Annotated in this window: 17 protein-coding genes; 9 read left to right on the forward strand and 8 right to left on the reverse strand. The window is 37.9% G+C overall.

Annotation, left to right across the window (positions count from 1 at the left end; all coding sequences use genetic code 11):
- The first annotated feature begins 636 nt into the window (after positions 1-636).
- The 3 genes from HZR21_RS03520 (at position 637) to HZR21_RS03530 (ending at position 4,821) form a co-directional block, all read left to right on the forward strand.
- Entirely contained in the window at positions 637-1,608 is a 972-nt protein-coding gene (locus tag HZR21_RS03520) for a N(5)-(carboxyethyl)ornithine synthase (RefSeq protein WP_180746444.1), read from the forward strand.
- Between the two features lie 686 nt (positions 1,609-2,294).
- Positions 2,295-2,945 (forward strand): hypothetical protein, encoded by a 651-nt coding sequence (locus tag HZR21_RS03525; RefSeq protein WP_180746446.1) that lies wholly within the window; start codon positions 2,295-2,297, stop codon positions 2,943-2,945.
- Between the two features lie 871 nt (positions 2,946-3,816).
- Complete coding sequence (locus HZR21_RS03530; RefSeq protein WP_180746448.1) at positions 3,817-4,821, forward strand: alpha/beta hydrolase; 1,005 nt, start codon at positions 3,817-3,819, stop codon at positions 4,819-4,821.
- Between the two features lie 871 nt (positions 4,822-5,692).
- Here the strand turns inward: HZR21_RS03530 and HZR21_RS03535 are convergent.
- On the reverse strand, positions 5,693-7,582 hold the full coding sequence (locus tag HZR21_RS03535) for a PTS sugar transporter subunit IIABC (protein ID WP_180746450.1): 1,890 nt from the start codon (positions 7,580-7,582) through the stop codon (positions 5,693-5,695).
- 49 nt (positions 7,583-7,631) lie between these two features.
- A complete protein-coding gene (locus HZR21_RS03540) occupies positions 7,632-8,468 on the reverse strand; it encodes a PRD domain-containing protein (protein ID WP_180746584.1) in 837 nt (278 codons plus the stop codon).
- Positions 8,469-8,801: 333 nt separating this feature from the next.
- Between HZR21_RS03540 and HZR21_RS03545 the strand changes: the two genes are divergently transcribed.
- The 6 genes from HZR21_RS03545 (at position 8,802) to yidC (ending at position 14,317) form a co-directional block, all read left to right on the forward strand.
- The gene (locus tag HZR21_RS03545; protein WP_031365976.1) at positions 8,802-8,990 is read left to right on the forward strand and encodes a 4-oxalocrotonate tautomerase; all 189 of its coding nucleotides are present in this window, start codon (positions 8,802-8,804) and stop codon (positions 8,988-8,990) included.
- A gap of 542 nt (positions 8,991-9,532) precedes the next feature.
- Positions 9,533-10,255, forward strand: coding sequence for a phosphopantothenate--cysteine ligase (locus HZR21_RS03550; protein WP_180746452.1), 723 nt, complete (start codon positions 9,533-9,535; stop codon positions 10,253-10,255).
- The gene (gene coaC / locus HZR21_RS03555) at positions 10,224-10,766 is read left to right on the forward strand and encodes a phosphopantothenoylcysteine decarboxylase (protein WP_180746454.1); all 543 of its coding nucleotides are present in this window, start codon (positions 10,224-10,226) and stop codon (positions 10,764-10,766) included. The genes HZR21_RS03550 and coaC overlap by 32 nt, the downstream gene beginning before the upstream one ends.
- Positions 10,767-10,847: 81 nt before the next feature.
- Positions 10,848-11,429, forward strand: coding sequence for an ECF transporter S component (locus tag HZR21_RS03560; RefSeq protein ID WP_180746456.1), 582 nt, complete (start codon positions 10,848-10,850; stop codon positions 11,427-11,429).
- Positions 11,430-11,535: 106 nt separating this feature from the next.
- Positions 11,536-13,239, forward strand: coding sequence for a phospho-sugar mutase (locus HZR21_RS03565; protein WP_180746458.1), 1,704 nt, complete (start codon positions 11,536-11,538; stop codon positions 13,237-13,239).
- A gap of 145 nt (positions 13,240-13,384) precedes the next feature.
- Positions 13,385-14,317, forward strand: a complete 933-nt coding sequence (gene yidC / locus HZR21_RS03570) for a membrane protein insertase YidC (protein ID WP_180746460.1) — start codon at positions 13,385-13,387, stop codon at positions 14,315-14,317.
- A gap of 141 nt (positions 14,318-14,458) precedes the next feature.
- On the opposite strand, the gene HZR21_RS03575 is transcribed toward yidC, so the two are convergent.
- From HZR21_RS03575 to tsaB, 6 genes are all read right to left on the reverse strand, one after another.
- Positions 14,459-14,647: a hypothetical protein gene (locus HZR21_RS03575; RefSeq protein ID WP_180746442.1), complete on the reverse strand. Its 189-nt coding sequence runs from the start codon at positions 14,645-14,647 to the stop codon at positions 14,459-14,461.
- Positions 14,648-14,748: 101 nt separating this feature from the next.
- Positions 14,749-15,666: an ROK family protein gene (locus tag HZR21_RS03580; protein ID WP_180746462.1), complete on the reverse strand. Its 918-nt coding sequence runs from the start codon at positions 15,664-15,666 to the stop codon at positions 14,749-14,751.
- A 116-nt stretch (positions 15,667-15,782) separates the two neighbouring features.
- Complete coding sequence (gene tsaD, locus HZR21_RS03585) at positions 15,783-16,799, reverse strand: tRNA (adenosine(37)-N6)-threonylcarbamoyltransferase complex transferase subunit TsaD (protein WP_180746464.1); 1,017 nt, start codon at positions 16,797-16,799, stop codon at positions 15,783-15,785.
- Entirely contained in the window at positions 16,796-17,242 is a 447-nt protein-coding gene (gene rimI / locus HZR21_RS03590) for a ribosomal protein S18-alanine N-acetyltransferase (RefSeq protein WP_180746466.1), read from the reverse strand. Before rimI (HZR21_RS03590) ends, tsaD begins: the two co-directional genes overlap by 4 nt.
- Positions 17,239-17,805, reverse strand: coding sequence for a ribosomal protein S18-alanine N-acetyltransferase (rimI, locus tag HZR21_RS03595; protein ID WP_246307793.1), 567 nt, complete (start codon positions 17,803-17,805; stop codon positions 17,239-17,241). Before rimI (HZR21_RS03595) ends, rimI (HZR21_RS03590) begins: the two co-directional genes overlap by 4 nt.
- The gene (gene tsaB / locus HZR21_RS03600; protein ID WP_180746470.1) at positions 17,777-18,484 is read right to left on the reverse strand and encodes a tRNA (adenosine(37)-N6)-threonylcarbamoyltransferase complex dimerization subunit type 1 TsaB; all 708 of its coding nucleotides are present in this window, start codon (positions 18,482-18,484) and stop codon (positions 17,777-17,779) included. Before tsaB ends, rimI (HZR21_RS03595) begins: the two co-directional genes overlap by 29 nt.
- Between the last annotated feature and the right edge of the window lie 121 nt (positions 18,485-18,605).

An 18,605-nucleotide genomic window follows, 5' to 3' on the forward strand; every position in this document is an offset into this window, starting at 1 on the left:
ACATTGAGACCTATTACAATACAAAAAGGATGCATTCAGCTCTTGATTACAAGTCTCCAAAAGACTTTGAAAAATATAATTCTTAAATTCTCTTAACTCCGTGTCTAGTTTTTCGTTGACTTTCCAAAGAAAATAAAAATTCACCAGTTTATGTTTGCTGATAGACTTTATTTTTTATTCAACGATGAAATGGTGTGAATTTTTAGTATTAATCAGCTCAATTCATATATTTTGACGGAAAAATTCACACCATTCAGTTGAAACTGATTGAAATCAGTGGAAATGATTAACGTTGAAAACTCAAGAAAACCATGATATTAAAGCTTATTGAAACTTACATAAAAGTATGTTTTTGAAAGCTGGTCTCAAGAATGTTAGTATAATAGAATATCAGTTTTATACTAGATTGAAAATATTTAAATTTTCTCTATCAATTGCATTTATTATAACCAAAATTGGTACATTAGTACCACTAAAAAATAGCAAATCAATCAATTAGTACTTTTTATATTTACTTTATTATTGTTAGTTAAGCAGTGTTTATTAATCTTTTCGTTAATGAAATCGTTTTCGTGTTATACTTAGACTAGAACGATTGTCAGAAACTATTAATAGTCGCTCAACGAATGGAGCAATATGAACAATCAAAATACAATTGGCTTTTTAAAAAGTCATAAAAAGTATGAACGTCGTATCGCATTATTACCTCAGGAATTATCTAAATTAGTAGATCCAAATTCAATTTATTTGGAAAAGAATTATGGCAGTGATTTAGGAATTTCAGATAATGATTACACAAACTTAGGTGCTCATATTGTATCTCGAGATGTTGCGTTAGAGCAAGACATTATTTGTGATCCAAAGATTGGTGAGTCTGATTTTTTACATCGATTACAGAAACATCAGACTGTTTTTGGATGGCTTCATGCAAAACAAAATCAAGATATTACAAATGTACTTTTAGAAACCAAAGTTCGTGCCATTGCTTGGGAAGAAATGTATTCAGATAATCGACATATCTTTTGGCGTAATAACGAACTTGCTGGTGAGGCAGCAATTATGCATGCCTTTCTTCTAACAGGACAAATGCCCTACGATACAAAAGTTGCAGTGATAGGTCGAGGGAATGTTGCTTTTGGCGCAATAAAAATATTACAAGGTCTTGGTGCCGACGTTACGGTATTTAAACATAATCAAGAGGAATTATTAAGTAAATCCCTTAATGAATATGATGTTATTGTAAACGCTGCTCTTTGGGATGTTAACAGACATGATCACTTAATATCTCTTGATGATTTAGCACAGATGAATGCTGGAACTTTAATTATAGATATTTCTGCTGATGTTGCGGGTGGTATCGAAAGTTCCCATATTACAACGATGAACACCCCTTTATATACACAAGATCAAATCAACCACTATGTTATTGATCATACTCCCAGTTTACTTTATAGAACCGCATCTAAAAGTATCTCTCAAGCAATATTCCCCTTTCTTGATGATCTAATATTTAAAACTGAAAATGAAGTTTTAAGTAAAGCAACTATCATAGAAAACGGAAAAATTATCGATTCAGATATTTTAGATTTTCAATCTAAAAAATATTAACTTTAACTATATATAAGATCATAACGATAATCTAGAATTTGAAGCAAAAGACTAATTAATATAATAGATCATAAAATAATTAAGCGACAAAACGAATTTTCGCCTGATAGAAATTTTAAAACTCCGTTATCATCTCGATGGTATAATTATGTATGAATTTAACAACATTATATCTGATAAAATTGGCATGTCCCCTAGTATAAAACATATTGTTTCAAAATAAAGTCCATCAGTTTATGCTTACTGATAGATTTTATTTTTTACTCAATTATTTATACTTAGTTAATACATACCTTTTTTTGGAGACTTTTAGTAGTAATATTAGGATCTGAAGGCCATATTCTCTCCATAATCGCAACTAGATTAGTACCCGATTTCACTAATATTTAATGTGAGAATAGCGTAAAGCATGAGGAGAAAATCCACAAGTACCCAAAGCATATTACCATATACTGACTAAAAGACAGTTCTAACATTATGTAATTCTATCTCTTTTTTAAAAAAGCTATCTGGACTTATTTTTATCGTCATATTTTAATCTGATAAATTATAATGAACAAGCATTAAAAAGTGAAGGCTAGGAAAGATACCTGGCTTATGATATACTAAGTATTGACAGAAATTGTAACTTTATCATTTTAATCTTTATCTTTAAACCATTCTTATAACATCTCTCGGAGGAAAAAATGAAAAAACTCACACTCTTAATTGTAGTATTATTAACAACATTACTAACCGGATGCTCTTCTACAAGTGAAAATAAAAATCAAATAAAACCAAATACTTCTTCAACTGATAAAAATGAAAAAAACACAAAAATAAATAAAAAATCTAATTCGATGCAAAAAATTTCAGATATTAATATTTTAGGAACTATAAAAAATGGTAGTAAAGTTGCCTATACGTTAGAAGTAACCAAAGTTATAGACGTAACTGAAGAAGCTAAAAACAAATCAATAAACGATTCGAATTATCTTGATTTTTATTCTTCAAATCAAGCAAAACAAGCTGTAAGCATTACCATTAAAATATCAAATTCAAGTGGAAAAACAATCAGTGCTCCATTTTTAGACGATATAAAAATTAAAGATTCTGCCGGTATAACTAATGTTGGAGGATGGAAAAACGAGAACTCTAGTTCAACTGAGTTTGGCACTTATCAGTTGGATAATGAATATAAAACAAAAAAAGAGAATTATGAAGTTGAAAATGATGAAACAAAACTTGTCACATCAACAGTTTTGTTAGCGACACCGAGTGAAAGAATAAACTTTATCTTCACCTCAGAGCTATATAATGATGAAATACAATTTGATTTACCAGTTTCAAAACAATAGAGATTACGTCAAGAAGTACAGATGCAAGATTTAATAAATTATGCATCTGTACTTCTATTTTTTAAAAAAAATATTGAATAAACGTACTAACTGTCAAACATTTGAATACAAAATAAAACCCACCAGTTTTTCTTTCTGATAGACTTTATTCTTTATTCAAATTACAATGGCCACTCTCTAAATATTTGCCCAGATTTTGCCCAGAAATTTCACTGACTATCTTCTAGGACTACTGTATATACACTAATTCAGCTCAATCTCATATATAAAATATAATTGTGCCATGTCACCTTTACCTTAATTATTATGTATTCAGCCTACGCAATCCAGCATATGCTGTCAGCAATTTTCAGTGATGATACAACTGAATTCGCTTTTGTATGTCTTGTCTGTTTTTTTCTATAAAACTAAGCATTCATCTTACAAAATTATAGCACTAATTTTTAAATAGAAAAATAGAGAGTAGACAATTTACTCTCTATTATATCATGTTAACACACCTTTTTCAGTGATTCTGGTCAATTTTGCAACTAGGGATAAAATTCGAATTTTCCGATTAAAAACATTAAATAAATAAAACTCATAAACTTCCCCTCCGACACCTTTAACCCCGAACCTAATTTCAACCTCTCACTATTTTTAATCAAGAAACAAAGACATTGCCTCCATGTTCATCGTGTCTATCAGTTTTGTATCCGCCTATTGATGTAATCCCCATTTTACGCGATATACTTATAGTGATATATTTTTTAAAGAAAAAAGTTGTATCATTCGCAAAATACCCAAATATATGCTCTATTGCTTTAAACTATCTTTTTATTTCACAATAGACTAAAATAGAGATAACAGTATCAATTCTAGGAGATAATTAATGACAAAAAAACTATTAAAAATCGCTTTATGGTTACTCTCTGCCATTATCACGCTCATTGCAGTTATCTGGATTGCTTTTCAAGTGTCACCAAAACCCGGTGCTTATATATTTGCTCAGATGTTTAATCGCCCAGTTGAAATAGGCGATAAACAAGCCTACAAAGCAGCTCGCGAGCAAGTTGATATCACCCAAGACATCACCTACACCTCCAAGCAAGCCAAAAATACCTATGACCTCTATACACCTAAAAACGCCGACAAACCATTGCCCGTTTTAATTTGGGTGCATGGTGGTGGTTTTGTTGGAGGGGATAAATCAGGTATGAAAGAATTTGCGACACGAATCGCTGCAGATGCTCATATCGCAGTCGTAGCCATGAACTATGAACTAGCACCCCACGCCCACTACCCTAGCCAGGTCATGCAAGTGGATGAACTTGTCAAGCAACTTCAACAAAACAACAAGGCAATACTCAATCTTGATACCTTATTTTTCGGTGGCGACAGCGCGGGCTCACAAATCGCTTTACAGTACGCCACGATACAAACCAATGCCAGTTATGCCCAAGAAATGACAATGCCCCAAACCCTACCAAACGCCATTAAAGGCGTTATCTCATACAGCGGACCAGTCAATTTAAAACAATTATCACATGAAGAGTCACCCAATCATGCCATGCAGCTCTTCATCAAAACAGTTGCCTGGTCGCTCCTTAACGACAAACACTGGCAGACCAACCTCAAATTAGACCAAGGCAGCCTCGTCAACCACGTCAACCAAAACTTCCCGCCAACCTATATCACCGACGGCAACTTCTACTCCTTCCAAGACCAAGGTATAGCACTAGAAAAGCGCCTCAAATCCTTATCAGTACCCGTCACCAGCCTATTTTTCAACAATGACAAAAAACAAATCCCCCATGAATATCAGTTTAACTACGCGACACCCGAGGCAAAAGCCTGTTACGATCAAACCCTCTCTTTTCTGAAACAATACATCTGAAAACTAGGGTCGTTTAACTCCATAAAAGCATAGATGAGCTAAACTCAGCACTTCATAACGCGATAACTCGATTTAAAACATCAAAAACAAAGCGTCTAGAAAAAAAGACCACCGTCACCGAAATAGAAAAGGATACGATTTCGTATGAAATCAGCTATTGCTTTACCAATTTCTTAGTCTTTCTCAGAAAGATAACCATATTCACACGAAAACAGCTAATCATTTACCAATTTCGTAGTCTTTCTGAGAAAGATAACCATATTCACACGAAATCAGATAATCATTTACCAATTTCGTAGTCTTTCTGAGAAAGATAACCATATTCATACGAAATCAGATAATCATTTACCAATTTCGTAGTCTTTCTCAGAAAGATAACCATATTCACACAAAATCAGATAATCATTTACCAATTTCGTAGTCTTTCTCAGAAAGATAACCATATTCACACGAAATCAGATAATCATTTACCAATTTCGTTATCTTTCTCAGAAAGATAACCATATTCACACGAAATCAGATAATCATTTACCAATTTCGTTATCTTTCTGAGAAAGATAACCATATTCACACAAAATCAGATAATCATTTACCAATTTCGTAGTCTTTCTGAGAAAGATAACCATATTCACTCGAAATCAGCTAATCATTTACCAATTTCGTAGTCTTTCTGAGAAAGATAACCATATTCACACGAAAATGCTAATCATTTACCAATTTCTTTATCTTTCTCATAACATAACTATGTTGCGTTACAATTCATTTAATTGATATAAAAATAGGCCATGAACAATTAACATCATAAATTGTTCATAGCCTATTTTTTAGAAGACTTTTGTTTCAGTCTCACAGTTTTTTTGTATTCTACTTATTATTTAGTAGTCACTTGACCAACGGTTTGATTCGGCGTTACTGCTTTACCAAGTTCTGTCAAAGCAACGTTAGCAACTACATCACCATTAGTGAAAGCAACGATAATATCTGTCCCTTTACCAGCAGCTTTAACAGCCGCAAGATCCATAATCGCAATTTCGTCACCAGCTTTAACTTCTTGACCAGCTTTAACTTTCATTGTGAAAGGTTCACCTTTAAGATCAACTGTATCTACACCCATGTGCAGCAAGACTTCAAGACCTGTTGGTGTCATAATCCCCAAAGCATGTTGTGTTGGGAAAATGCTTGAAATTTTACCAGCAACTGGTGTGTAAATTGTATTTTCTGTTGGTTGAATGGCATAGCCATCACCCATAATGTTAGTTGAGAAAACCTCATCAGCAACTTGATTCATTGGAATCATTGTTCCTTGTGCTGGTGAATAAACATTAATTGTAGCAGCACTAGTCGCTGATGTTTCAGGTGCTACTGGTGTTACTTTCGCCGCAGCACTTTCAGCTACAACAGCACTCACACCACCATTTTGTTGCATTTTATTCATTTCATCTGCGACGAACTGAACTTCTGTTCCGACAATGACTTGGATGTTTTCCTTGTCAATGACGCGAACACCTGGTACGCCAGTTGCTTTGATTTTATCTTGGTCAGCTTTGAATTTATTATCACCAAGCGATGCATCAAGGTCCAAATCTTCTTCGCCTTCGCCTTCTTCACGACCCGGTGTCATCAAGTTGAACGTTTTAATGACGAAAGTAAAGACGAAGTAGTAAACAACTGCCATGATCAAACCTAAGACAACTAACATCAAAGGTTGGTTAGCGATTGGCACACGTAAACTCAAAACAAAATCGACAAGACCAGCTGAGAAGTTAAAACCAGCAGTCCAGTAGAAAAGCGCCGCGACAAACATTGAGATACCAGTCAAGGATGCATGTACCACGTATAAAGGCCAAGCAACAAACATGAATGAGAACTCAAGTGGCTCAGTTACCCCTGTAAAGAATGACGCAAAAGCTGCTGCAAGCATCAATGATGCTGTTGCTTTTCTTTTTTCTGGACGTGATTGACGGTAGATAGCATAAGCACCAGCTGGGAGACCAAACATCATAACTGGGAAGAAACCAGCTTGATACATACCGGTGATCCCTTTAGTACCTTCGTTAGCCCAGAATTTACCGATATCATCGATACCTGCGGTATTAAACCAGAATACATTGTTCAAGGCATGGTGCAGACCAGTTGGGATAAGCAAACGGTTGAAGAAACCATAGAGACCAGCACCCACTGCTCCCATTTTGGCAATTGTTTCACCAAATGCGACAAGTGCACCAAAAATTGGTGGCCAGATAAACATCAGTGCAGCCGATACAACAAGCATCAAAGCTGCTGTCACGATAGGCACACAACGTTTCCCACTAAAGAATGAAAGCGCCATTGGCAACTTGACATTTGAAAAACGGTTATACATAGCTGCTGCTAATAAACCTGCCAAAATCCCAACGAAAACGTTACCGTTGTTCATTTTTGTGAAGGCCGCATTGACTTTATCAAGGTCAATGTGTTGGAAAGCAGCAATTGCTGCTGGATTCAAGAGTTGCATTGGTACCAAGAATGCGACCAAACCAGTCAAAGCTGATGCGCCATCTTTATCTTTTGACATTCCGAGTGCCAAACCGACGGCAAACAAGACACCTAGATTGGCTAAAATTGAGTCACCTGCTTTTAACAAGAAGGCAGCAACAATATTGTTTGCGCCCCAACCCGTTGGGTCAATCCAGTAACCAATCCCTGAAAAAAGTGCTGCAACAGGTAATGTTGTAACTGGGAGCATCAATGAGCGTCCCATTCTTTGCATGTATGCTTTCATAGCATGTGTTCCTCCATTTAATATAAAAAATAATTAATCATGTAAAGTCTTATTTCTTAATCATCCGCAATCGCTCAATATGGATAGCTAGATAACCTAATTCTTCATTTAAAACTAAATAATTGAAATCCTGCTGCATCAAAACTTGGATTTTTTTCGCAATAGCAAAGCTTTCAGGATACTTTTCTTGGACGAGTCCCATAATTTCCTGGTCTAACCCTACGTAACGATTCGTTTGAGAGCGTTGAATAAATAATCGCAAATGATTAACCAAACGAGAATACGTTAACGCAAAGTCTTCTCCGTCAAAAGAAAACTGCAGCTCACGCTCAACCAAACGCACAATTTCTGAAATAATCGTAATCTCACGAATACTTTCACTGTTGTCCGAGTCTTTACATCTAGCAGTGTGAATATGGATAGCAATATACCCCGCTTCATCAAAGCTATAAGGAATATCCAATTCCCGCTTGAGATAGTCGACTGCCCACTGGGTAATTGAAAACTCTTCGGGATAGAGGACTTCAATTTCTTTCAACAGTTTATTGCGCACAAAAATATGATTTTGAATATTTTCAGCCGCAAATGCGATGTGGTCACATAAGCCAATATTGATATGAGGATTTAACTTCTCCCCAAGCACCGCCTCTGCATGAACAATGATGTCCTCAGTAGCAAAGAAAAACTTTTCATCAATCTGACTTAATAGTGTTTGCAGTCTCTTAACACCCTCAGGTTCCAAGACAAATAAGCGTTCAATTGCGTCTTGCGCAATTGTTTCACCTGGTCTTGCTTTAAAACCTATTCCTTTACCAATTGCGACTTTTGCTTGTCCTTCGTCAAGGACAAGTACCGCATTTTGATTTAATGCTTTTTGAATTTCCATCATTTTCTTTCTCCTGCAGAAAAGAAATAAATCACTCCATGCGGACAAAAAATAGGCATGGCGTAGCTGAAATAGGGATTATCTCCCTTTTTTCAGACTTGTGCCATGCCTAGTATTATCTAGTCACATGAAATCGTTTACATCTGTTAACATTTATTATTTTAACAGGTCTATACCAATTTGTCAAACCTTTTTTAAAAATAAATTAGATTGCTCAAAAATCTCTTATCTGATTATTTCTTAATTGTTAGCTTAATGATGACACGACACTTAACTTGATATTTTTTTGAAAGTATGTCAAAATACTTCTATATAAGAAAAGGGGTAACCATTATGCCATTTGTCCATGTTGATTTATTCGAAGGTCGTACTGACGAACAAAAAATTGCACTTGCACACGATATCACCGAAGTTGTCATCAAAAATACAGGTGCACCAAAATCTGCCATCCATGTTTTCATTAACGATATGAAGGAAGGAACTTACTTCCCACAAGGTGAAATCAAAAAAGCAAATCAATAAAAAAATGAGTTCTGGTTATGTTGTCAGAACTCATTTTTTTCATTTAAACGTCAGTCTAACTTAACGATTATTTAAATATGTGTAGGCAGATGTTACTATGTAATTTATTGTAAATCTATTGAAGTCTAGTCATTTGCTAGTCTTACTAAAATCGCTTTTCATGGTGGCGATAACCTTCCCGCTGCCTCGGGACACTACAAAGATTGCGATGTAGGCAATGCTCATCCTTTAACAAGGACATAGCGAAATTGTTCCATCAAGTCATGATGCTCCTCACTCTCCCAAGACATCACCTCTACGAGAAAAGTATTAACGTATTTTTTCCTCACAACTCCTGTTATTTTTTCTGAGAAAGAAATAGGTTGACATGTAATAATACTACCGATTTCGATACCCCGCCCTCCTTCCAATCGTTATATTTCTATTATATATTTGTTATTTATATTTGTCAATTACAATTATATTACAAAATGATAAATTAGATATTTCACTCCCCTTCATTTTTGTGATATAATGATAAAAACATATTTGAAAGGCTTATCATGCGCATTCTTATCACATCTGGTGGGACGACTGAAAACATTGACCAAGTTCGAGGGATCACTAATTTTGCGACGGGTAACTTAGGCAAACTTATTGCTGAGCGTTTTTTAATGGCAAATCATGACGTTATTTTATTAGCCGGTCGAGGCGCTGTTTTACCTGAACCGCATCCTAAATTAACCATTCTACCTATTACTGATGTCGCAGATTTACTATCCGCTACAGCTAAATGGACACCCCAAGCTGATGTTTTCATCCATAGTATGGCTGTCTCTGATTACACACCAGTTTACATGACTGATTTCGACACGGTAGCTACATCATCTGACCTTCAAGAATTTCTTGCCAAAAGTAATACAGAAGATAAGATAGCCTCTCAGTCTGACTATCAAGTCTTGTTTTTGAAAAAGACACCCAAGGTGATTACTTCTATTAAAAAGCACAATCCAAATATTATCTTATTTGGCTTCAAACTCTTGGTTGATGTTTCAAAAGAACACCTAATTTCCGTCGCTCAGGCAGCATTGAGCCAAAACCAAGCAGACTATGTCCTAGCTAATGACCTGACTGAGATTACCGCAACGACGCATCACGGATTACTGCTCAGTCAAAACCCTAAAGATGCTATAATAGAAATAAACACGAAGCATGAAATTGCCGACTTAATCGTCCGAAAAAGTGAGGAGACTTATGACAAACATCACACTCGCCATAACCGGTAGCATTTCAGCCTACAAGGCTGCCGATATCACGTCAGCATTGGGTAAGCTTGGTCACCAAGTGACCGTTCTAATGACAGATGCTGCTCAGGCTTTTATCACACCACTAACTTTACAAGTCCTCTCTAAACGCCCTGTTCATACGAATGTCATGGCGGAAGATAAGGCTGACAGTGTCAATCATATTGACTTAGCTAAAGAGACAGAGATTTTCTTAGTCGCACCAGCCTCTGCCGATACGATTGCTCGCCTAGCGCAAGGCCGTGCTGATGATATCGTCTCAGCTGTTGCTTTGGCTTTGCCACAAGATGTCAAAAAAGTTATCGCACCCGCTATGAATACAAATATGTATGAAAATCCTTTAACCCAGCGTAATATCCAAACCTTGCTTGATCTTGGTTTCAAGATGATTGAACCTAAAGTTGCCTTGCTTGCTTGTGGAGATGTTGGGCGCGGGGCACTTGCTGATGTCGCCGATATCGTTCAATATGTTCAGGATATTTGTAAAGGATGATGTTTATCTGACATCGTCTTCCCATCTTTATTTTATAGAAAGGACCTGAGTTCAGTTCACATAACTGACTCGCTCACATATATGACTCCCCAAAAAAATAATTCTAAAGCTTCTGATATTGCGACACTTAGTATTTTTATCGCGATTATGGTGGTGATTCATCTCCTATCCAAAATTGTCTACACCTTTTGGCCTTTTCCGATTCAGCCTACCTTGGTTCATATCCCTGTCATTATAGGCTCAATCATTCTAGGTTGGCGTAAAGGTGCTGTTCTCGGCTTTGTCATGGGGATGATTTCTTTTTTAAACTCAACAATTGCGCCAATTCCGACTTCATTTTTATTCTCACCATTTGCACCTCACGGTAATATTTGGTCACTCTTTGTCGCTTTTGTCCCTCGAATTCTTGTTGGGATTCTGCCATTTTTCATTTATCAATTGGCAAAAAATCGTTTCGGTGCTGGACTTGCTGGTTTTCTAGGCTCTGCTACCAACACAATTTTGGTCCTCACCTCGGCTTTTCTATTATTCAACAACCAACTGAATATGACATTCAGGGCATTAATTGCCTCAATCATCGCGACAAATTCAATCGCTGAGGCCATTGCTGCAACCATTTTAACGGCAAGTATTGTCCCTATTTTAATGAAATTTCGTAATTAAACTTCGGAAAGCGTGAAATTCACGTTTTTTTTTGTTAAAATAGTCTTGTATGAAAATGCTTTCTAAAAACTAAATTAAAGATGCTTATAAAGCGAAAGGAGACAGAATGTCTTACAAAGAATCTTATCAAAAATGGGCTGATTTTTCAGAATTACCTGATTATCTTAAAAATGAGCTCGCAACAATGGATGAGCACACAAAAGAAGATGCCTTCTATACATCACTTGAATTCGGTACGGCAGGTCAACGTGGTTTGATTGGTGTCGGCACAAATCGTATGAACATCTACACTGTTCGTCAAACAACAGAAGGTCTTGCCCGCCTCATGGACTCTAAAGGCGATGCTAAAAAACGTGGTGTCGCAATTGCCTATGATTCACGTCATTTTTCACGCGAGTTTGCATTTGATGCAGCACGCATCCTCGCCCTTCATGATATTCCGTCTTACGTTTTCGAATCATTGCGCCCAACGCCTGAGCTATCATTTGCCATCCGCGAATTGAACACTTTGACAGGGATTATGATTACTGCCTCTCATAACCCCGCGCCGTACAATGGTTACAAGGTTTATGGCGAAGATGGCGGACAAATGCCGCCTGAAGATGCGGATCAATTGACAGACTATATCAATGAGATTGAGGATATCTTCCATATCGAACTTGCTGATGAAAATAGTGAGCTAATCACCATCATCGGCGATGACATTGACAAGAAATATTTGGAAAATGTGAAATCTGTTACGATTAATCAAGCTGTTATTGATGAATTTGGTAAAAACCTCAATATCGTCTTCACGCCACTTCATGGTACTGGTGAAATGCTTGGTCGTAAAACACTAGCACAAGCTGGCTTTGAAAAGATTGCTGTTGTTGAAGAACAAGCTATTCCTGATGGTGACTTCCCAACTCTCAAATCGCCAAACCCTGAAAGCCAAGCTGCTTTTGAACTTTCAGAAAAATTGGGTCGTGAAGTAGACGCTGACATGTTAGTCGCAACTGACCCTGATGCTGACCGTATCGGTGTGGAAGTTCGCTTGCCAAATGGTGATTACCAACCGCTTTCTGGTAACCAAATCGGTGCTGTTTTGGCTAAGTATATCCTTGAGGCACACAAGCAAGCAGGCACTCTCCCTGCAAATGCTGCAGTTGTTAAATCGATCGTTTCGACAGAATTGGTGACAGCGATTACCAAATCTTACGACGTTAAGATGTTCAACGTCTTAACTGGTTTCAAATTCATTGCTGAGAAAATCCAAGAATTTGAAGAAACAGGTAGCCACACTTACATGATGGGATTTGAGGAGTCATTTGGTTATTTGATCAAACCTTTCGTTCGTGATAAAGATGCCATTCAAGCTTTGCTTTTGATCTGTGAAGTAGCTGCTTATTACAAATCTTTAGGCAAAACTTTGTACGACGGCATTCAAGATATTTATGCTGAATATGGTTTCTACCTTGAAAATACAGTTTCTGTTACCCTTGAGGGAATTGATGGTGCGGCTCAAATCAAAGCAGTTATGGATAAATTCCGTGGCAATCAACCAACTGCCTTCAATGGTATCAAAGTTGCTTTGACAGAAGATTTCCTTGAAAATACTGCTACTGCTGCTGATGGCTCTGTCGAAACTTTGACAACGCCACCATCAAACGTGCTCAAATACCATCTTGAAGACGGCTCTTGGATTGCGGTTCGCCCTTCTGGGACTGAACCAAAAATCAAGTTCTATCTGGCTGCGGTTGGTGAAACGCAGGATTTGTCTGCTGCTAAACTTGAAGCTTTTGATGCTGAAATCAAAGCTTTCATCAAATAAGACATTCGATATTTATAGCTGTAATTGAAAAAACAAGACTTCAGTCTGAGGACTTATTGAAAATCTTGTTTTTTTTATGGTAAAATAGGACTATATATATTTTTGGCGCTTTTTCAAAGCTGACCATTAGAAATTAGGAAAAATCTTGAAAAAAACAACTAAACGACTTTTTTTGTCAGGTTTTATGCTGACGGCACTACTTTTTTTGACAGGCTGTGTGAAAACAAAAAATGGTAAACCAACTGGTGATGGCTTGGTCTATAACATTCTCGTTAAGCCAATGAGTGCTGCGGTTGAATTCTTCGCGCATAACCTTGGTTTCGGATTCGGTGTAGCGATTATTTTAGTAACGGTGATTGTGCGCTTGGTCATTTTGCCACTTGGTCTCAATCAAGCCTACAAATCAAGCTACATGCAAGAAAAAATGCGTTATTTGAAACCTGTTTTGGAACCAATCCAAAACCGTATGAAAAACGCAACGACCAATGAAGAAAAAATGGCTGCTCAATCTGAACTCATGGCTGCGCAAAAAGAAAATGGTGTTAGTATGTTCGGCTCGATGGGCTGTCTACCACTCTTGATTCAGATGCCTTTCTTCTCTGCCCTCTTCTACGCAGCACGTTATACAGATGGTATTTCAACAGCGACATTCCTGGGCATTGACCTAGGCAAGTCAAGTATCGTCTTAACTCTCGTTGCAGGTGTTTTCTACTTCGTTCAAAGTTACCTATCAACTATTGGCATTGATGAAGAACAGAAGAAACAAATGAAAACGATGATGTTCATGAGTCCTTTGATGATCGTCTTCTTCTCATTCAGTTCACCTGCCGGTGTCACCCTTTACTGGGTTATCGGTGGTATCTTCGGTATCATCCAACAAGTCATTGTGACTTTCATCATCAAACCTCACTTACGTGAGAAAATTGACAGAGAATTTGAAGCCAACCCACCTGTTGTTAAAACTGCTGGCTTGAAAGATGTAACACCACAAAACGTTGTCAAAGCTAAACAAGACTTTAACAAGGCTATTTCAACTAATAAAAAGAAAAATCGTAATGCTGGTAAACAACGCAAATAAGCGCTGACTAGCTGTCATTAAAATAGCGATGTCTCCTGAATTGATCAGGTGGCATCGCTATTTTTTCTCAACTAAAAAGGACCAAGTACAAAATCTCGGCTACCAATAGATTAAAGCTGACTTGGCAATGATGTGTTCCATTTATTTTTCTCTTTTTGATATTGTTTTTCCCAAAGAATACCAATTTGGTAATCTTTCCCAGAAAGAATACCGATTTCGCAAGAAAACAGCATTTTTTTTACCAATTTGGTAATCTTTCTCAGAAAGAATACCGATTTCACTAGAAAACAGCATTTTTCTACCAATTTGGTAATCTTGCTGCTTAACCATTAATCCAAAGCGATACAAAAATAGGCGACGAACGATTCCGATTAACTTCGAAAATGGTTCATCGCCTATTTTTAGAGGACTTTGTCTCAGCCTCTTTTATTTTATCCAATAATTTGTTTAGCTTGATAAACGGCACCAATTAAGCCGGCATCATTACGCAATAAACACGGTTTGATACCCGCAACAGTCACACCAGTTAAGTGGTTTAATGACTTGTGATGTTGTTTAATCTTATCGATTCGCTCTGACAAATGACCTAAGAATTCATCGTTGGCACTAATGCCACCACCAAGTAAAATCACCTCTGGATCAAAGGCACAGACAAGATTGAGCAGGCCTTTAGCCACATCTTCATAGTAGCGATCCATGACTTTGCTTGCTTGCGCATCGCCTTGACGAACAAGATCCAGGATCACGCGCGCATCTGTCACTTCTTTACCAGTCGCTTGTTGATACCGATTATAGAGACCAAGCACAACGCCACTTGTAAAGTTCCAAGAGCCTGCTTCAAGGTCTTGTGTATAATCAAGCGGTTGCTGCATTGTCCAGCCTACTTCACCAGCTGCACCGTGTGCCCCCTGATAGATAGCATTATTAATGATAATCCCACAACCAACAGCTGTTCCCAAGGAAATCACGATGTAATTTTCAACGCCTTGAGCATTACCAATCCATTGCTCAGCCAAAGCAGCGCAATTGGCATCATTTTGAACGACAACAGGCAACTGAAAGGCTGTTTCGCATACTGTCTTGAGGTTGATATCAAAGAAAGCTGTAACGGCACCTGCAGTAATCATATAACCGTCTTTACGTACAATGCCTGGCACACTAACACCAACACTTAGAATAGCATACTTTTCCTGATAAGCTGCGACTTGCTTTGCCATATTGGCAATTAACTGCTCGCCGTCATTTGGTGTTGTCGCAAACGAGCCTTTTTCAATTATCTTGCCTGTTTCATTTACCAGACCATATTTGACTGCTGTTCCCCCAATATCAAATCCTACGTAGTATGTCATTTTCCGTCTCCCCCAACGTCATGTCAACCAGCTTTATAATCCCCTTGACAAAGGCTTTTATTCTAATTAAAAAGCATTCCTCTTACCACTTACCACCTATCATCACTTTGAACGATTTAACTTATTGATTCAAAGGTCAAACTAGGTCGCGCATTTAAGCCTAGTCCTGCTAAATGTCCTTGGTTATACTCGCAGACACTAGCATAGGCAATCATCCCAGCATTATCACCACAAAGTCTAAGTGGTGGAATCACCACATCAACAGCTGTGATTTCAGCGGCTAAACGTTCACGTAACCCTTGATTCGCTGCCACACCGCCTGCAACCACTAGCATTTTCACCGGAAATTGTTCTAAAGCTATTTTAGTTTTAGCCAACAAAACATCCATCACGGCAGCTTGGAAACTCGCAGACAAGTCTTTTTTATCCAATGTCTGTCCCTTTTGCTCCGCATTATGAACGGTGTTAATAAAGGCTGATTTAAGACCTGAAAAGCTAAATTCAAGGGCAGGGTCGTCATGTTTCATCATAGCCCGTGGAAAGTTAAAGACGTCTTGCCCTTGGTGAGCTAGACCATCAATTTCTCTCCCTGCAGGATAAGTCAAGTTCATCACACGCCCAACCTTATCATAGGCTTCACCAACGGCATCGTCTCGCGTTTCACCAATGATTTTATAATCCCCAGGTGCTGCCACATAGACAAGCTCTGTATGACCACCACTGACGAGCAAGGCCATTAATGGAAATTCAAGTGGTTTAACCTGACGAGCTGCCCACAAGTGACCAGCCATATGATTGACTGGTACAAGTGGCAAGTGATTCGCCCAAGCAAAAGCTTTGGCTGCTGCAACACCTACTAGAAGTGCGCCAACAAGACCGGGTCCCTCAGTAACAGCTACTGCCGTCAAATCAGCGGGTGTAATCTCGGCCTCTGCCATTGCCTCATTAATACAGGCGGTAATTACTTCGACGTGGTGACGACTAGCAACTTCCGGTACAACACCACCAAAACGTTTGTGACTCTCGATTTGACTCGCAATCACATTACTTAACAGCTCCTGACCATTTTTCAAGACCGCAACACTCGTCTCATCACAAGAAGTCTCAAAAGCTAATATATAATTATCTGTCATTTTTCTCTCTTCATTAAAATCGCATCTTCTTGCGGATTTTGATAATAATTTTTTCTTTGATAAAAAGCCTCGAACTCGAATTTTTCATATAAATGCCGCGCTCTTTCATTTGATGCACGGACTTCTAAGAAAATTTTTCCTTCAAGTTTTGTTAATTGTTTGAGCAATAGGCTTGCAATTCCTTGCGATTGATAAGCTTTAGCAACGCCAATATTGGTGATTTCAATTTCATCCATGACAACTGATAATGCCAAAAAACCAACAACTTTTTGTTCTTCTGTAAAAGCCAGATAGTAAACAGACTCCTCTCGTAAGAGGTCCGCAAATGTCTGCTCAAATGTCCATGGCGACTCCTCATATAAATCGTCTAAAATCGCCTGAATATCTCCTGCAAAATCACGATAACAATCTGTCAAAAAATTGAGTTTTCTAATCGTTATCATACCGCTTGCTTATCACCTATTGCTGCTAATTGTTTCACCATCCAAAGACCATCTTGCGCATTTTCATAGTAGCCAGGTAAAATTTCTTTTGTCTCAAACCCCAACTTACGATACATGGCTTGGGCAGGTAAATTATTTCTTTTCACTTCTAAAGTCAGTGAATCGACGCCCAATTGTCGCATTAATTCAGCCAGCCTCTTCACCAGATTTGACCCAATGCCTTGGCGCTGAAAAGCACTTGAAACACCTAAATTTGATAAGTGAACTGAATTATTCTCAGGAACCACACGTCCCCCGATAAAACCAACAATCTTGCCATCTGCCTCTGCCGTGATAAAAATCGCAAGGTCATTAGTCATGATTTCATGCTCAAAATGCGAAAATGTCCACGGTGTGTCGCCACCATAAACATCACGCTCAATCGCAAGAAAACTCACGATATCCTCACGCTCAGCGATACGGTAGCGCGTTTGACCCATCACCACATCCAAATCAACATCATCAAAAGCACGATATTGTCGAAAATCCTGAGCCTCAAATACTTTGGATATAGTTTGTATCATTTCCTTGATTTTTTGCATGTGTCTCCAACCATTTCTCTTCCGCTTCAACTTTTTTCAAATACACTGGGACAAATGCGTCCACATTTACTGGTTCATAACCTGCGCCCAAGCGCGCGATTTGATAGGCGTTAGGCAATCTGCGCTCTGCATTTTCAACAAACTTAGCTTGCGGTAAAGTCTGTGAAATCAGCTCACGAAAGTTAGCTACCTCACCTGTAAAATATAGCACTTCCTCATTTTTTAGAGTATCCAATAACTTGTCGAGTGACATATGCTGTTCTTGACTCATGCTAAGACCATTTTCATAAATACCAGCATAGACATTCTGCCGTCTAGCGTCAATTAGAGGCACAACTTTGCCTGTCACATCAACATTGGCCGCAATGGCAGCAAGGCTTGACACACCAACGAGGTCGATGTTAAGCGTGCTAGCTAGAGTTTTAGCCGTTGTTACTGCAATTCGAAGACCCGTGTAACTACCAGGTCCTTGTGCTACAGCAATTCGGTCCAGTTCTTCTGGCTTTATCCCTGCATGCGTCATTAAAAAATCAATCGCCGGTATGAGCGTTATACTGTGATTTTTCTTGATGTTTAAATCAATCTTCCCAAGCAGGTTGTCGTCTTCTGTCAAAGCAACAGATAACGCCTGACTTGAGGTATCAAAAGCTAATAATTTCATTTCTTGGGATTATCTTCCTAATGTTTTACAACCAAACATACCAGTTTACCACTTGAAATTGGGTAAAATATGTGTTGGTTGAGTATATTACTATTTTATGCTAAAATATAAGTAATTGCAA

This window comes from Pseudolactococcus laudensis (assembly GCF_013449735.1).
In the GTDB taxonomy this organism is placed as follows: Bacteria; Bacillota; Bacilli; order Lactobacillales; family Streptococcaceae; genus Pseudolactococcus; species Pseudolactococcus laudensis.

What these genes read in the sequence shown, in the direction of transcription:
- rimI (WP_180746466.1), bottom strand. Translation starts at nt 17,242, where the DNA reads ATGATAACGATTAGAAAACTCAATTTTTTGACAGATTGTTATCGTGAT.
- HZR21_RS03540 (WP_180746584.1), bottom strand. Translation starts at nt 8,468, where the DNA reads ATGGAAATTCAAAAAGCATTAAATCAAAATGCGGTACTTGTCCTTGAC.
- tsaB (WP_180746470.1), bottom strand. Translation starts at nt 18,484, where the DNA reads ATGAAATTATTAGCTTTTGATACCTCAAGTCAGGCGTTATCTGTTGCT.
- HZR21_RS03550 (WP_180746452.1), top strand. Translation starts at nt 9,533, where the DNA reads ATGCGCATTCTTATCACATCTGGTGGGACGACTGAAAACATTGACCAA.
- HZR21_RS03580 (WP_180746462.1), bottom strand. Translation starts at nt 15,666, where the DNA reads ATGACATACTACGTAGGATTTGATATTGGGGGAACAGCAGTCAAATAT.
- HZR21_RS03575 (WP_180746442.1), bottom strand. Translation starts at nt 14,647, where the DNA reads ATGGTTAAGCAGCAAGATTACCAAATTGGTAGAAAAATGCTGTTTTCT.
- HZR21_RS03530 (WP_180746448.1), top strand. Translation starts at nt 3,817, where the DNA reads ATGACAAAAAAACTATTAAAAATCGCTTTATGGTTACTCTCTGCCATT.
- rimI (WP_246307793.1), bottom strand. Translation starts at nt 17,805, where the DNA reads ATGATACAAACTATATCCAAAGTATTTGAGGCTCAGGATTTTCGACAA.
- tsaD (WP_180746464.1), bottom strand. Translation starts at nt 16,799, where the DNA reads ATGACAGATAATTATATATTAGCTTTTGAGACTTCTTGTGATGAGACG.
- HZR21_RS03535 (WP_180746450.1), bottom strand. Translation starts at nt 7,582, where the DNA reads ATGAAAGCATACATGCAAAGAATGGGACGCTCATTGATGCTCCCAGTT.
- HZR21_RS03525 (WP_180746446.1), top strand. Translation starts at nt 2,295, where the DNA reads ATGAAAAAACTCACACTCTTAATTGTAGTATTATTAACAACATTACTA.
- coaC (WP_180746454.1), top strand. Translation starts at nt 10,224, where the DNA reads ATGACAAACATCACACTCGCCATAACCGGTAGCATTTCAGCCTACAAG.
- HZR21_RS03520 (WP_180746444.1), top strand. Translation starts at nt 637, where the DNA reads ATGAACAATCAAAATACAATTGGCTTTTTAAAAAGTCATAAAAAGTAT.
- HZR21_RS03560 (WP_180746456.1), top strand. Translation starts at nt 10,848, where the DNA reads ATGACTCCCCAAAAAAATAATTCTAAAGCTTCTGATATTGCGACACTT.
- HZR21_RS03545 (WP_031365976.1), top strand. Translation starts at nt 8,802, where the DNA reads ATGCCATTTGTCCATGTTGATTTATTCGAAGGTCGTACTGACGAACAA.
- HZR21_RS03565 (WP_180746458.1), top strand. Translation starts at nt 11,536, where the DNA reads ATGTCTTACAAAGAATCTTATCAAAAATGGGCTGATTTTTCAGAATTA.